At 49.5% G+C, this 15,626-nt stretch carries 10 protein-coding genes and 1 pseudogene; 8 read left to right on the top strand and 3 right to left on the bottom strand.

From position 1 onward, the window contains the following. Positions 1-212: 212 nt before the first annotated feature. Entirely contained in the window at positions 213-365 is a 153-nt protein-coding gene (locus ACRCZA_RS06110; RefSeq protein ID WP_438673576.1) for a hypothetical protein, read from the bottom strand. 94 nt (positions 366-459) lie between these two features. Between ACRCZA_RS06110 and ACRCZA_RS06105 the strand changes: the two genes are divergently transcribed. Next, positions 460-1,347: a LysR family transcriptional regulator gene (locus tag ACRCZA_RS06105; RefSeq protein ID WP_438673575.1), complete on the top strand. Its 888-nt coding sequence runs from the start codon at positions 460-462 to the stop codon at positions 1,345-1,347. 168 nt (positions 1,348-1,515) lie between these two features. On the opposite strand, the gene fusA is transcribed toward ACRCZA_RS06105, so the two are convergent. Both fusA and ACRCZA_RS06095 read right to left on the bottom strand, forming a co-directional pair. Further along, positions 1,516-3,609 carry an elongation factor G gene (gene fusA / locus ACRCZA_RS06100; protein ID WP_438673574.1) on the bottom strand — a complete coding sequence of 698 codons (2,094 nt, stop codon included), beginning with the start codon at positions 3,607-3,609 and terminating at the stop codon, positions 1,516-1,518. Positions 3,610-4,413: 804 nt separating this feature from the next. Further along, positions 4,414-8,967 (bottom strand): ATP-binding protein, encoded by a 4,554-nt coding sequence (locus ACRCZA_RS06095; RefSeq protein WP_438673573.1) that lies wholly within the window; start codon positions 8,965-8,967, stop codon positions 4,414-4,416. A 121-nt stretch (positions 8,968-9,088) separates the two neighbouring features. Here ACRCZA_RS06095 and ACRCZA_RS06090 point away from each other — a divergent pair, with 121 nt between their 5' ends. From ACRCZA_RS06090 to ACRCZA_RS06060, 7 genes and pseudogenes are all read left to right on the top strand, one after another. After that, positions 9,089-10,000, top strand: coding sequence for a LysR family transcriptional regulator (locus ACRCZA_RS06090; protein WP_438673572.1), 912 nt, complete (start codon positions 9,089-9,091; stop codon positions 9,998-10,000). Positions 10,001-10,470: 470 nt separating this feature from the next. Then, the gene (locus ACRCZA_RS06085) at positions 10,471-11,625 is read left to right on the top strand and encodes a hypothetical protein (RefSeq protein ID WP_438673571.1); all 1,155 of its coding nucleotides are present in this window, start codon (positions 10,471-10,473) and stop codon (positions 11,623-11,625) included. 213 nt (positions 11,626-11,838) lie between these two features. Continuing rightward, a complete protein-coding gene (locus ACRCZA_RS06080; RefSeq protein ID WP_438673570.1) occupies positions 11,839-12,561 on the top strand; it encodes a SprT family zinc-dependent metalloprotease in 723 nt (240 codons plus the stop codon). Positions 12,562-12,823: 262 nt separating this feature from the next. After that, positions 12,824-13,603 carry an endonuclease EndA gene (gene endA, locus ACRCZA_RS06075; RefSeq protein WP_438673577.1) on the top strand — a complete coding sequence of 260 codons (780 nt, stop codon included), beginning with the start codon at positions 12,824-12,826 and terminating at the stop codon, positions 13,601-13,603. Between the two features lie 8 nt (positions 13,604-13,611). Next, on the top strand, positions 13,612-14,343 hold the full coding sequence (rsmE, locus tag ACRCZA_RS06070; RefSeq protein WP_438673569.1) for a 16S rRNA (uracil(1498)-N(3))-methyltransferase: 732 nt from the start codon (positions 13,612-13,614) through the stop codon (positions 14,341-14,343). A gap of 65 nt (positions 14,344-14,408) precedes the next feature. Further along, entirely contained in the window at positions 14,409-15,356 is a 948-nt protein-coding gene (gene gshB, locus ACRCZA_RS06065; protein ID WP_438673568.1) for a glutathione synthase, read from the top strand. Positions 15,357-15,462: 106 nt separating this feature from the next. Next, a pseudogene (locus ACRCZA_RS06060) lies at positions 15,463-15,626 on the top strand (alkaline phosphatase); the annotation flags it as partial.

Genomic DNA, 15,626 nt, shown 5'->3' with positions numbered 1-15,626 from the left:
TAAGCGTGTAAGCGTGTAAGCGTGTAAGCGTGTAAGCGTGTAAGCGTGTAAGCGTGTAAGCGTGTAAGCGTGTAAGCGTGTAAGCGTGTAAGCGTGTAAGCGTGTAAGCGTGTAAGCGTGTAAGCGAAAAAGCCTGATTGATGAAGCCTCTTCTACACAACATGTGCGCGGCACACTGCTCGCTTGCACGAAGCAACCCGCTCAAGTTCAGCCTAGGCTGGACTCACCTGCTCTTTCACCTCAAATGCAGGCGGTGTGAATGTTGCGGGCATCGCCTCAACAGGCTTAGTTTTTTGCTCTTTTTTAGCTAATGGCATGGCAGCCTGCCATAACGCGCCAACCCACAGACTTGAACTGGATTTCATCGGTATCCCCTCTAAATTGTTAACAAAGTCAAAGTAATACTTAGATGATTATCAGTAAAATGAATTAATACTATAGTGTGGATTCCATTTACGCATGAACATCCCAATCAAGACCTTACAATGTTTTATCACCTTAGTCGAAACCGAGAATTTTACTCGCGCGGCCCAAAAATGTTTTATCACCCAACCCACCCTCAGTAAGATCATTCAACGGCTGGAAGAAACCCTCGGCGAAACATTGTTGATCCGCAACAATCAAAAGGTGGAGCTCACGCAAGCAGGACAAATTTTTGCTCATAGTGCCCGGGAAATTTTAGGCCAATGGCATAGATTACAAGAAGATATGAGTAATTTAACTGGTCTAAAAACCGGTAGATTGCGTTTAGGGGTTTGCCCGATGATGAGCAGCCTGATTATCGGTTTACTGACAAGCTATCGTAAACGCTACCCCGGCATTGAGTTACAAATGTATGAATACGGTGGCTTTGGCTGCGAGCAAGCGCTATTAAACAACAGTCTGGATATTGCCTTTACCGCGCTGCCTACCACCCATAAAACTGAATTAGTGAATCACCCTCTCACTAAGTACCCGTTACTCGCTTGTGTGCCTGAGGGGCATCCCTTGGCGAATCAAACCGAACTGCAATGGCAGGATTTTGCGGCTTATCCCTTTATTCTCTATAACGAGGATTTTTCCCTCGCAAAATTGATCAATCGCCTCAGCCGTAAGGCAGGTGTGGCACTGCATATCGCCTTTCGTACCGGACAGTGGGATTTTTTAGCGGCAATGGTCGAAGCCGATATGGGCGTTGCGATCTTACCCGAGCCCATCTGCCACCGATTAAGTCACAGCAAATTGGTATTTAAGCCCATGCAACCGGCAATGACATGGGATTTAGCACTCATCTGGCGCCAAAGCCTCCCCCTCACCCCCGCCGCAAACGCTTTACTGGAATTAAGTAAACAGCACACCGGATTATAAGTGTGTATGCCAATGGAATGGCCAACGCTAGACGCCAAACATATCAATCAGATCAAACACGTCAAACACGCCAAACACGCCAAACACGCCAAACAGAATATGACACCCATAAAAAAACCGCTGCTAGCCTAGGCTTAGCAGCGGTTTCTATTCTGATTGCGTTAAGAATTACTTCTTAGCTTCAGCAGCTTTACGCTCTTTAACTTGCTCAACAACTTTGTCCGCAACGCTGTTTGGACATGGGCTGTAGTGTGAGAACTCCATAGAGAACTGACCACGGCCTGAAGTCATAGTACGCAGAGTACCGATATAACCGAACATTTCTGATAACGGAACATCAGCCTTAACGCGAACACCAGTTACACCAGCAACTTGGTCTTTGATCATGCCACGACGACGGTTTAAGTCACCGATCACGTCACCCACGTTGTCATCTGGGCTGAACACGTCAACTTTCATGATTGGCTCAAGCAGTTGTGGCTTGGCTTTAGCAATAGATTGACGGAATGCCGCTTTAGCAGCGATTTCGAACGCGATGGCTGAAGAGTCAACTGCGTGGTAAGCACCGTCAGTCAGTTCGAACTCAACGTCTAACACTGGGAAGCCAGCGATAGTACCCGTGTTCATCATGCTCGCGAAGCCTTTCTCAACGGCTGGCCAGTATTCCTTAGGAACGTTACCACCAACAACAGAAGACTTGAACGTGAAGCCAGAGTTTGGCTCACCAGGACGAATAACGTATTCAATCTTACCGAATTGACCAGAACCACCAGATTGTTTCTTGTGGGTGTATTGGTCTTCAACCATTTGAGTAATGGTTTCACGGTAGGCTACTTGTGGCTCACCCACGATCAGCTCAACACCGTAAGTACGCTTCAGGATGTCCACTTTAATGTCTAAGTGCAGTTCACCCATACCTTTAAGGATGGTTTCACCTGAATCTTCGTCAGTTTCTACGCGGAATGATGGATCTTCTGCGATCATCTTACCGATAGCGATAGCCATCTTCTCGCTGCCGCCTTTATCTTTTGGCGCAACTGCGATAGAAATAACTGGCTCTGGGAACACCATCGCTTCAAGCGTACATGGGTGTTTCACATCACACAGAGTGTGACCAGTTTGTACGTTCTTCATGCCCACGATAGCGATAATGTCACCAGCTTCAGCTGATTCAATTTCGATACGATCGTTTGCATACATTTCGCACATACGGCCGATACGCTCAGTCTTACCAGTTGCACTGTTAAGAATGGTGTCACCTTTCTTCAGGCGGCCAGCATAGATACGTACGAAGGTCAGGGCGCCGAAACGGTCATCCATGATCTTGAACGCTAATGCTTTTAATGACTCGTCAGCAGAAACGATAGCGTATTCGCCAGTTTCGTTACCTTCTTCGTCAGTTAACGGTTGTGGATCAACTTCGTCTGGTGCTGGCAGGTAGTCAACAACAGCGTCTAGCACCAGTTGCATACCTTTGTTTTTGAAAGCAGAACCACAGAATGTTGGGAAGAATGCCATTGTACGAGTACCCTTACGGATACAACGTTTCAGGTCTTCAATAGATGGCTCTTCGCCTTCCATGTAAGCTTCCATCAGATCGTCATCTTGCTCAACAGCAGTTTCGATCAGCATTTCACGGTATTCTTCAACTAAGTCAACCATGTCCGCAGGAACATCTTTCACTTCGAAGTTTTCTGGAATACCTGAGTCATCCCATACGTAAGCTTTACGAGTTAACAGGTCAACAACACCGGTAAATTCGTCTTCGATACCGATTGGCAGAACCATAACCAGTGGGTTAGCAGCTAATACGTCTTTAGTTTGCTTAACAACACGTAAGAAGTCAGCACCCATACGGTCTAACTTGTTTACGAAGATGATACGAGCAACTTCTGATTCGTTCGCATAGCGCCAGTTAGTTTCTGACTGAGGCTCAACACCACCAGAACCACAGAATACAGCGATACCGCCATCAAGCACTTTCAGAGAACGGTAAACTTCAACGGTGAAGTCAACGTGCCCAGGGGTGTCGATAACGTTGAAACGGTGATCTTTCCAGAAACAGCTTACTGCTGCTGACTGAATAGTAATACCACGCTCAGCTTCCTGAACCATGAAGTCTGTGGTTGATTCACCATCGTGAACTTCACCTAACTTATGGATTTTACCGGTTAGCTTAAGGATACGCTCGGTGGTCGTGGTTTTACCCGCGTCAACGTGAGCGAAGATACCAATGTTTCTGTATTTGGATAATTCGGTCATGATTCAACTTTAATGATTAGTTTAAGAAGTAGACGGAGTATGCGACAAACACCGACACACCGCACATCAGATTATTTTAGGCGCATATTGTAAATTGGAACCCCGCTGCGCGCAAATGGCTCTTGCACTTTTTCACACTAAAGTCGCGATAAATTTTAAAAAAATCGGCATAAAAACATATTAAAACAACCAAATAAAATTCTTTCGCTTAAATTTCAGGCAATTGATAAAAAAACTAAAAATCCTGATTTTTAAATGATATTGGCCTTTTTTCGATATTTGCCTTCCCCTTGCTGCTGAAAATAGCGTATTTGCACCGAGGATTGAGCGGGGATATTGCGCGCTGGCCGGTTTTGTCGCCATGATGTAAGCCAAGGTTAAGCGCTAACCGCTGGCATGGTGAATGGCGTTATGTGTGTTGCCGATGGCAAATGGCCGCATCCCTCGTCACTTGACTTGTATTGGCTCGCACTAACTTGTATTAGCTCGTATTGGTTTGTATCGATTTCTCTTGGGCGATGTTTCGGTTATCCGCCTCCTGCTGCTCGCAGCTAAGATGATGCTCTGTGGTAGCCTATCCCGTGATGCAGCAAGGCAGACATTAACGGTTGATGTTGCTATCGGGCTTTTGGGTTGACGACGGGGTGAGATTTTTAGCAGCACATTCGATAGGTGTGAATTCAGCCGATTTCAGCCGAGCGTTTCATCCCGTGGGCTTAAGGTACAATTTAAGCCAAAAAAATACCCGCCGGTATGGCGGGTATTAGAAAGTGCTGACAATTGCAGCGCGATTATCGCAAAGCGTTACGCTTCGACGGGCGAAACCACAAACAGTAAGTCACCTTGGGAGACTTGCTGGCCGTTGCTGTTAAGAATACGCTCGATGCGATACTGCTTATCCTCTGGATAGAGGACCGCGCCTTGGCGGTTAAAGCCGGCCAAGTTGACCTGCGAGAACATCTTCATCGCCTCTGTCAGCGCAAGAGTTTGCTCAACCGTCACTATGTCACCTTCTTTAACGAAATCCGGTTCACCGGGGGCGGGGGAGGTATAGAAGATACCTGCGCCTTGGGCGAGGACTTTCAGCTCATTACTTTCGCCGACACGCAGTGACTCGGTATCAACACCGACGGTTTCAGCAGCGGCTTCCATTTCAGCGATAAGCGCGGGAATATCAAGCTCAGCCATAAAACGTGGCAGATAATTGGTATCGTAAACGCCTTCTTTGAAGGTGCCGTCGTTCAAAATCAACTTCAGTAACGGAATGTTAGTCGCGATACCTTTGAGCACGACGCTATCGAGATAGGCGTATAACTTCGCAATCACATCTTCACGATTTTCACCGCGCATAATCACCTGCGCGATTAAGCTGTCGTAATATGGCGAAACTTCTTTACCCGGTGCAGCAATCGAGATGATTTCCACATCAGGGTGCTCTGGGAAGACGCATTCGGTGATCTTGCCCGGATTTGGAATGAGCTGCAGTATGCCATGGCTATCCAGTGCGGCTTTTTCCGCCGTCACACGCACTTCCATCGCATAACCGATTTCTTTCGGCGCGAGGTGCTCAATTGAGCGACCTGCGGCGATATCAAACTGTGCACTCACGATATCAATACCCGATGTCGCTTCTGTCACGGGATGCTCCACCTGTAAACGGGTGTTCATCTCCATAAAGTACACTTCGTTAGCATCTAAGTTATAGATGAACTCCACTGTACCTGCGCCCATGTAATCGGTTGCATCACCTAAAGCGCGCGTATAATCCAGCACTTGTTTCTTCAGATCTTCGGGCAGCATGGTTGAACCAGACTCTTCAACCACTTTTTGGTTATTACGCTGCACCGAGCAGTCGCGCAAACCAAGCACTTTAGTATGGCCAAACTTGTCACGCAGTAACTGCACTTCAATATGACGCAGTGACGTCACGTATTTCTCTAAGTACAGATCACCATTACCAAAAGCGGCGGCAGCTTCTGTCGCGGTTTTTTGGAATAGGCCAATCATGTCCTCAGGACGCTTCACCACCTGGATCCCTTTACCGCCACCACCTTGTACCGCTTTGAGCAGCACAGGATAGCCGATTTCGCTCGCCACATTGACCGCTTGTTCTGCATTGGTCAAAATCCCGTGCGAGCCCGGAACTACCGGCACGTTTTGCGCTTGAGATGTTTTAATGGCGTTCGATTTGTTGCCCATCGTCGTCATGGAATGCACGCTCGGACCGACAAAGTTAACCCCGTTATTCACACACAAGGCCGCAAATTGCGGGCTTTCGGAGAGGAAGCCGATACCAGGATGCAACGCATCAACCTGCTCGTATTCCGCCACTTTCAAGACAGAGTACGCGTTCAAGTAACTTTCATCCGAGGTGTTACCGCCCAAGCACACCAGTTTATCGGTGTCTTTGAGCATATCGGCTGGCACTGCGGTCATATCGGGATCGGACGCCACCAAGACGACGTTAATATCGTTATCGTGCGCCTTACGGATAAGCTTCACGGCGGTACAGCCACGGGCATGCACCAGCACTTTGTTAATGGGTTTCATCAACTTACGCGGATCGTTTTGGACAATCACGTCATCTTCAACAGGGGCTTCCACCACCAATCTTGATAGCGCGTTGATGATCACCTCGTTAATGTTGGCGGTTGGCATCGGCATCAGCGGATCGATGCTGGCTAACTGACTATCTAAGCTGTCGCTAAAGGGGTTGTGAACCAAGCCCGCCATCGCTCCCGGTACTTTGGAGAGATAGTTAGACAACGTGGCCGTTGATGGCAGATAAGCCGGTACCACCATCTGCCCTGCAAATGGCATGTTAGTACCCGATAAATAGTAGGTTTGCACCAAAGGATGGGTCACAAAACTTGCCTGCGCGCCACCGGTACAGTCACCAAAGCCAAACATCAGTACAGGTAATTCGTTATCACGGATAAAACGGGTGATACGATCGTTAACCACCGCCATCGAGAACAAGGCCGCGGCGCCCTCTTTGGTCTGCATGCCACCGGAGCTGATAAAGCACACCACAGGTAATTTACGCTTAGCACACTCGATAAGTAGTGCCGAAAACTTCTCGGCGCTCGCCATATCAAAGGCGCCCGCTTGGAATGCCGTGTTAGACACTGCCACCCCAACGCGCACTTTTTGGCCTTTCTCTTTGAAATCCGCAATCCCGGTGATTAAGCCACAGGGGCGAATACCTTTATCGATCGCATCTTCAATTGACAGCCTAAATCCTGGGAAATTGAGCAGGTTAGCCGACATTTTGTCGCCATTAATCTCATCAAAGCGGCTAAAGAATTGCTTGATGATATTTTCCCATGTCATGTTGCCTTTGCGCTTTTCATCCCGTAGCACTTTTTGGATCAGCAGATCCTGATACCCCATGGTCAAGCGGTTCCAGAAGTCCTTACGCCGACCAATACGCACTGGGTTAATCGCGCCAGTGTACTTACTCGTATCACTTTCACTGTCAAAATACTCGGGCAATAAACGCTCGAAGAAGTAAGTCAGCACCACGAATAAACTGTCGTTCAGCTGTGGGAAGCCCACACTCTTCCACTGCTCTACCCGCACCAACAAATCGGCACGGTTAGATTGGCTCATAAAGTACTTGAGCCACTTGTAGAATTTGGCTTTATCGTTAGCGGTATCTTGCGTCGACAGCGCATGGTCGATTGACTTATGCAGCAGATTGTTTACCGAGTTACGCGATAAACTCTTAGACATCATCGCTTCTTTCGCGATGGACGCTAAGCTACCGACGACGTTGTCATAAAGCGCGTTAAAGATCAGAATGTTATGGCATTGCCAAATAAAATCTTCCCTAAGCTCTTCATTAACAACCACATCGAGCACAGTCAATTGATTGAGCTCAGGCCATTTGGCTTGGGTCACGGCTTTAGGCAGATTTTCAAGGTGCTGGATCAGCCCTTTGAAGTTGTTGGCCGCATTGCTCTTCCAGCGATGATACAACGACCAGCTAATGTTAAATAACAATGCCTTACGAGCTTTTTTATAGTTTTCTTTCGGCTCACCCAGGATCAAGCGAGTCAGCATGTTACGCTCGGTGGCGATTTCATCGCGCTTGGCAACAAAATTGGCCCAAAGTTTATTTAAGTCTTCGTCATACACCAATTTGTCAGGGCTGGCTAACCAAGCTTGGAAGACGCGGTCCTGCTCTTGTTGAATACGCGCCAACAAATCCCCTTCAGGTACACTCGCGCGCGACAGGCGGCCGTATTGCTCCTGCGAAATAGAATGAATGCGGCTACGGAGCGTCAAATAGCGCAGGTAACGGTAGGCGCTACCAAAGAGGTTCAAATGCATGGTGGGGCTATTGGCCACCGCCATTTCAGCATTGAGCTCAAGAGCCATCAGGTTTTTCGACGGATTTAAGAAACGCGCTAAACTGCGGTCATAATGTTCACGTAAATCCTGAGATTCACGCACAAAGTTCATTGCGGCGCGCTCAACGGCCTCGATGCTGCTGATAATCGCCCGACGTAGGTTATGCTGGCGTTCATCCCGATCGCTCGGTGAAAAATCAATGATCCCATCGATACAACCTGAGGTATACAGCTCCTCTGGCGATACACCCACCGATTTGGCACATTCTTGCCAAGATAAGTTGTATTTACGGGCGATGCTTTGCAGCCCTTGGGGTTGAATCGTATTAAAAATACCATCCCGCAGTGACAGCAGTATGTTGGCCGCCGCTAACGGAATCGCGCCGCCGGAGTAACCCGCACCGATCACGATACCCACGGTGGGCACGTCAACGTTGGCACTCTCGGCAATGGCTTTAGAAATCGAATGAGCTTGGTTTTGGCTGTTCGCCACTTCGCCCGCATCGGCCCCAGGGGTGTCGATTAAATAGACGATAGGCATAGACAATTCGGCAAAATGACGAATCGCTTTACAGGCGGCGTAATGGTGCTCCGGCATCCAAGCACCATTTGCGGTGGTCCGCTCTTGGGCAATAAAGCCGATACGACGAGTGCGTGAACCAAAGTTCAACTCGACCTCTGCACTATAAAAAGGCCCCATATGGGTTTCGGCAATCAAACGCCCCTTCAGATCGGCAATGATACGTTTCGCCCCCGGCCGCCCTTTATCTAAGGTCGGCTGGATCACTTTAGCGACATAACCATCGACGTCTAACGAGGCCAAATCCTTGAGATTGGCCTGAATAGCTTCATCGGTTAAAAGTCCTTTAACTTCAACTGACAAGCTCTGTTTACTGTGCTTAGGGAACAGGGAAAAATCTTTTGCCAAATGCTCGGCTTGTAAAAAAAGCGGATCGGGCGTTTGGGCTTGAGTCATGTGTGTGGGCTGATTTTTGCTGGTCATCAAAAGATCCTCTGCTTAGCCTCTGAAAATTTTTAGCCAATAAATATAACTTTGTTATCCCGTCAAATGCCATTAAACTGCGCAGGACGCTATGTTCCAAATATGAGACAGTGGGAAAAACATGCCAGATTTGAACGGTATGATGCTATTTGCCGCAGTAGTGAGAGCCAAGGGATTCTCCCAAGCGGCCAGAGAAACGGGCCACCCTAAATCCACCATCAGCCGCAAAATAGCCCAACTTGAAGAGCAGCTCGGGGTGCGTTTATTACAGCGCGACACCCGTAATTTAAGCCTGACTCAAGTCGGGGCTCTCTTTTATCAACACTGCGATTCTATTCGCAATGAGGTAGAAGCGGCTAAAGCGGTTATCGAAAACACTCACGATGATGTGTCAGGCTCCTTACGCATTGCCATCCCTGTGTCCTTTAGCCAAGAATTAATCGCTAACCTCTGCAGCGGCTTTATGCGGTTATATCCCAATGTGGAATTGGATGTCCAGTTTACCGACAACGATATCGGCTTAGTGGGGGAAGGCTATGACATCGCCATCAAATACGGCCCGCTACAATCCTCCGATCTCGTTGCGAGGTTACTGTTTGAACGCCAACCGATTTTGGTTGCAAGCCCGGGGTATTTAAAACTGCGGGGCACGCCAGCCACCCCACAAGAACTTAGCCAGCACAGCGGCATTTTGTTAGGCACCTCCCGTTCCGCCCCCATTTGGCCACTCGGCAAAGGGGCGCGTAAAACCATGGTGAATTTTCAGCGCAAGGTGCGGGTCAACAGCCCCATTATGGTCAAGCAACTCGCCATCGATGATTTTGGCATTGCTATGTTATCCAATTCGGCCTGCAAAACGGAACTGGCCAATGGGCAACTGGTGCCTATTTTACAGGAGTGGCCGATTGAACCTTTTAAAGTCTATGGGGTGTATTCCAGCCGCCGACAGCTGGCGACCAATATCAGTGTATTTTTGGACTTTTTTGTTAAACGCTTTAGCAGTCAAGAAAGTTTGCAGTCGCTGATGGGCTAGCGCCCCAAACACGCGTTCAAGATAAGCAAGCAAGAGAAGATAAGAGAAGAAGATCGGCGAGCAAGTCGCCGATAAACTCGCCCGGGTGTAGACCTAAAATCCAGCGTCAGTCCCTATACGGGTGACTGAGCCATCAGCTTCAGGGCGATGGCGTCCTGCGTCAGTTATCGCGTGATTCGCTGGCGGTAAACACATTCAAAAGTGCAACATCCGCCGCAGACTCGGGCTTCATCATATAAAACCGCTGGATTAACCGAGCATAAGCCCATGACCACTTATCATATCCTAGGCTCACTCAGCACATTCTAGGCTCACGCCTCTGCGGCGATTAAATTAGCACAAGAGTTCACTTACCCAGCGACTTTGGCATAAGATATCAATAGGCTATCGCTAACAAGAGCCTTGTTCACTGAATATAACGCCCGCCGCATCCCGCACAGCGACGAAGATTATCGATAAAGGAAAGCATCATGTTAAAGCCAAGCTTAGCGCTGTTCATCGCCATGAGTTTTATCCCCTGTGCCAATGCCATCACCCTATTGGGCGATGTTGAAGGCGCACGCCTGCAACAGGCTGAAAAAACCATCGGCGATGTGGTAACACGCTATCAAGCTCTCGATGAAGGGCTGACTCAATTGAGCGCGAAACGCAATGAAGTCGATGCCACCCAATTAGCGGCGCGCCAAGGACAGAGATTATGGCAACAGGCGGTGCGCGATGTGCAGTCAGGCCACATTGACGATCGCTCACTCTATTGGGCGCGCCTTGCCATGTTAACTCGCCTTAACACCAGCAGCGCCCAATTTAACATGGCCGATTGGCAACAGGCTGTGCTCATGAGTGCGGTTGAAAAAGCCTCCCGCGGCTTTAGCGATATTCACTATGCTGATGATGTCCAAATTAAAATTTTCCTTACTGGCTTTGATCCCTTCTTCCTCGACAAAGATATCGGCCAGAGCAATCCTTCAGGCCTGGTGGCTCTGGCTTTAGATGGCTTTCGTTTTGAGGTCAATGGAAAATGGGCGCAAGTTGAAACCGCCATGATCCCCGTCAGATTTGACGATTTTGACCAAGGGCTTATCGAATCCTTACTCAGCCCCATTTATCGCGATCCTAACACCCGCTTAGTGTTTACCGTCAGCATGGGGCGCACTGACTTTGATCTTGAACGTTTTCCCGGGCGCAATCGCAGCGCGAGCGCGCCCGATAACCAAAACGTGCTGACCGGTGCCAGTAAAACGCTCCCCCTTGCCCCCAAACTGAATGGTCAAGCCTTGAAGGGGCCTGAATTTGTGGAGTTTTCGCTCCCCGTTAGCGCGATGCAGCTCAAAGGTAGCCACTGGAACATCAATGATAATCACACGGTCACGACCCTCGCCCGCGGCGAATTTAAGCCCAACGCATTAAGCGAGCTGCAACACGAAACCTCGGTCGAAGGCTCTGGCGGCGGCTATCTCTCAAACGAAATATCCTATCGCGCCATTCTGTTACAGCAAAAATTTCACAGCTCGGCCAAGGTTGGTCACATTCACACCCCCAAAGTGCAGGGGCATGACGCGGAACTCGAGCACGCCATTATCGAGCATGTTCGGACCATGGTGATGCAAGCTGCGGCGAGTTTATAGCAAGCCCGCGCTGGTATACGCTGACAGCGTTCGCTATGATGCGAGCGCTGAAGTTGCCATGATGGTTAATTTGAGATCGCATGTTGAAAGCTCACATGCCAAATGCTCCAAGTGACCGGCCAAATGACACAGGCTTCATAAACCTCTGGCTTCATAAACCAATGGCCTCGCTAACCAATGGTCTCGTTAACCCATGGATCCGATATTTGACCTATGCTAACACCTGCTGAATTATTCACTCTGCTGCGCCGGCGCAGCAAGATCTCCTCCTCCCGGATAGAGTTACCGCGCGATGCCTCTGCTCAGCCCCAAACGGCGCCGCTGAGCCCCCTTCAGCAAGCGGATCAATTTGCCGCGACGCACACGGCCCAAGCTCACGTTCCGCCCTTCGTCCCCACCCCTTTCGCACCCCAGGCCAAAGCGCATTCTTTTACTGGTGCATCACGGCCGCTCACCGAGGTGCAACTCCAAGTGCTGGAACGCATTGAAACCTGTTATCAGCAAGCAGAAGCGCAGCTTAAGCGCCACTTTCCCCGGCCCGTGACCGAGTTTAGCCTCAGAGGCAAAAGCGCCGGCACCGCCCATTTGCAGCAAAATCGCCTACGCTTTAATCCGGTATTATTACGGGAAAATAGTGCCGCATTTTTACGGGAGGTTGTGCCCCACGAGATCTGTCATTTACTGTGTTTTCAGCTTTTTGGCAAAACCAAACCCCACGGCAAAGAGTGGCAATCTTTGATGCTGACGCTCTTTAAGGTCCAACCGAGTACTACCCACAGCTTTAATACCGCCTCAGTAGCGGGGCCTGAAGTTGAGTATCACTGCGCCTGCGGCCCAATCAAACTGAGTATTCGCCGCCATAACAAAGTGATGCGCGCAGAGAGCCGTTATCTTTGTAAACGCTGCAAAACTCAGCTAGTCCAAAGCCGCACTTAGTCCAAAACCGTACTTAGTCCAAAGCCTCTCTTAAGCCGTTTTTTGCGATCGCGTTAGCGCCCTGAGTTAACAGTTCATGCTCATCTGCGTCAAGACTCTGGCGCGGCGTCCACCCACAAGCTAATTGGCACATCAGCCAGCACAGACCTCTTTCAGATCGCGCTTCGCGCCGCGCAATTTGCATAAGCAGCGGTCTTTACCTTAACATCACCCCATTAAAGACGAGCCAAAGGCTCGCGTAGTAATTGTTATTATGGGATAAATTTTGTTTAACACCGATTTAGCCGCCAATATGCGGCGTTTACTGCTGTGCTTGGGTCTTGTGCTCACCAGCGCCGCAACACCACTTTCTGCCACGCCATCACACCCCAGCAGTTTTAGTCAGGCTAAAGTGTTATCACAGTCACTCTACCTCGGCAGCCGCAACGGTACCCTGCCTGCGGTCAGCTTTTACTGTGGTTGCGATATCCAAATTAAGGGGAAATCCTGGAAGCCCGATCTCAATAGCTGTGGCTATCAAGTGCGCAAACAACAAACCCGCGCCAACCGTATTGAGTGGGAACACATAGTGCCCGCTTGGGAATTTGGTCATCAACTGCAATGCTGGCAAGAGGGCGGTCGCAAAAATTGCACCGAACAAAGCAAACAATTCAATAAAATGGAGGCGGATATGCATAATCTGGTGCCCGCCATCGGCGAAGTGAACGGCGATCGCAGCAACTTTAGGTTTAGCCAATGGAATGGTAAGGCGGGTCAATACGGGCAATGCGAGATGGTCATTGACTTTAAAAATCGCCAAGCCCAACCGCCGGCTCATAGCCGAGGCAAAATTGCGCGCACTTATCTGTATATGCAACAAACCTATCATCTGAAGATCGCCTCCCAACAATTAAAATTGTTTCAGGCATGGGATAAAACCTACCCAGTTGATACTATTGAATGCGAACGTGATAACGCCATCGCACAAATTCAAGGCAACCATAACCCCTTTGTGCGCAATGCCTGCAACGCGCAGTCACAGGGTCGAATTTTAGCCAAGTAAGGTCGAACATGAGAGTACCAAGAATTTACCAACCTTTTCCCCTCACCGTGGCACACACCTTGAATTTAGACGAGGACGGTGCGGCCCATATCGGTAAAGTCCTGCGCATGGGCAACGGTGAGCACATCAGCCTATTTAATGGTGATGGCCATGATTACCTAGCCGAAATTGTCGATGCCGGCAAAAAACATGTCACCGTCAATGTGCTCTCCTGCGAGCCCAATATGTCGGAATCACCGCTCAATTTGCATTTAGGTCAAGTGATCTCCCGTGGTGACCGCATGGAATTTACCATTCAAAAATCGGTCGAGCTTGGGGTTAACACGATCACCCCCCTGTTTTCTGACCGCTGCGGCGTCAAACTCACGGGCGAGCGCCTAGAGAAAAAAATTCAGCAATGGCAAAAAATTGTCATTAGCGCCTGCGAGCAATCGGGCCGCAGCCACGTGCCCATAGTACGCCCGGCGATGGAATTGCATGACTGGTGCAGCGAGCAGACAACGGCGCTAAAGCTTAACCTGCATCCGAGGGCTGCCCATGGTATTAATGGGTTAGATCTAAGCCATACTCGAGTCCGCCTGTTGATCGGCCCTGAAGGCGGTTTATCTGCAGAAGAAATCGCCATGACCGAGAACTATCAGTTTACCGATGTGCTGCTCGGCCCAAGGGTGCTTCGCACCGAAACCGCGGCGCTCACTGCGATTAGCGCACTGCAACTGCGCTTTGGGGATTTAGGCTAAACAGCCATAGGCGCATACCAAACACCTGTTTTAGCCTATCAAGGGCAACCATAAGGAACTGATTCATGATAAAACTTGGCATAGTGATGGACCCCATCAGTGAAATCAACATTAAAAAAGACTCCAGTTTTGCCATGTTAATGGCAGCCCAAGAACGAGGTTACCAGCTGTTTTATATGGAAATGGCCGATCTTGCCTTGGTCAACGGCGTCGCGATGGCCACCATGCGACCACTCACGGTGATGAATGATGCCAGCAAATGGTTTGAATTAGGCGACGCCAAGGACACGCCTCTTAGCGAGCTAGATGTGATCTTAATGCGTAAAGATCCGCCATTTGACACTGAGTTTATCTACGCCACTTATATGCTCGAGCGCGCCGAAGAACAAGGGGTACTGATAGTCAACAAACCTCAAAGCCTGCGTGATGCCAACGAAAAGCTGTTTACCGCTTGGTTTAGCCAGTTTACGCCACAAACCATTGTGACCCGTGATGCGAAACGTATCCGCGCCTTTCATCAGGCCCAAGGCGATATCATCCTCAAGCCCTTAGATGGCATGGGTGGCACCTCGATTTTTCGCGTCAAACAGGACGATCCTAACCTTGGGGTCATCATCGAAACCTTAACCCATTACGGCCAGCAATATGCGATGGCCCAAGCCTTTATCCCCGAAATCACCCAAGGAGATAAACGCATTTTAGTGGTTGATGGCGAGCCAGTGCCTTATGCCTTAGCCCGCATCCCCATGAAAGGCGAAACCCGCGGTAACTTAGCCGCTGGCGGCAGCGGCGTGGCGCAGCCCTTATCCGAGTCCGATTGGAACATCGCCCGCGCCATTGGCCCAGAGCTTAGACGACGTGGCCTGATCTTTGTGGGGCTAGATGTCATCGGCGATAAACTCACCGAAATCAATGTCACCAGCCCTACCTGTATCCGCGAAATCCAAGCGGCTTTCCCGGTGGACATTACCGCGATGCTTATGGATGCGATTGAAGCGCGGATAAAAATCTAACCCTTGGGCCATTCACGCAATTGATTTAAGGCGCAGCCCCAACGGATTTGCCTGCAGTTAACTGCAGCCAACGGCCTGCGCTCACACCATTTTCTAGGGATTTGAAATGAGTTTGACTAAAACACCCCTGTTACTGCTTGGCATCAGCTTATTATGCTCGCCACTGTCGTTTGCCAATGCTCCCGCAGCGGATAGCGGGCCAACCAAAGCCCCCGCACGCCCGAAAAACATCGTTATCATGATAGGCGATGGCATGGGGCCCGCTTACAC

Source organism: Shewanella sp., assembly GCF_051658185.1.
Classification (GTDB): Bacteria; Pseudomonadota; Gammaproteobacteria; order Enterobacterales; family Shewanellaceae; genus Shewanella.
Note: the sequence above shows the minus strand (reverse complement) of the source record. Positions and strands in the feature narration are given on the sequence as shown.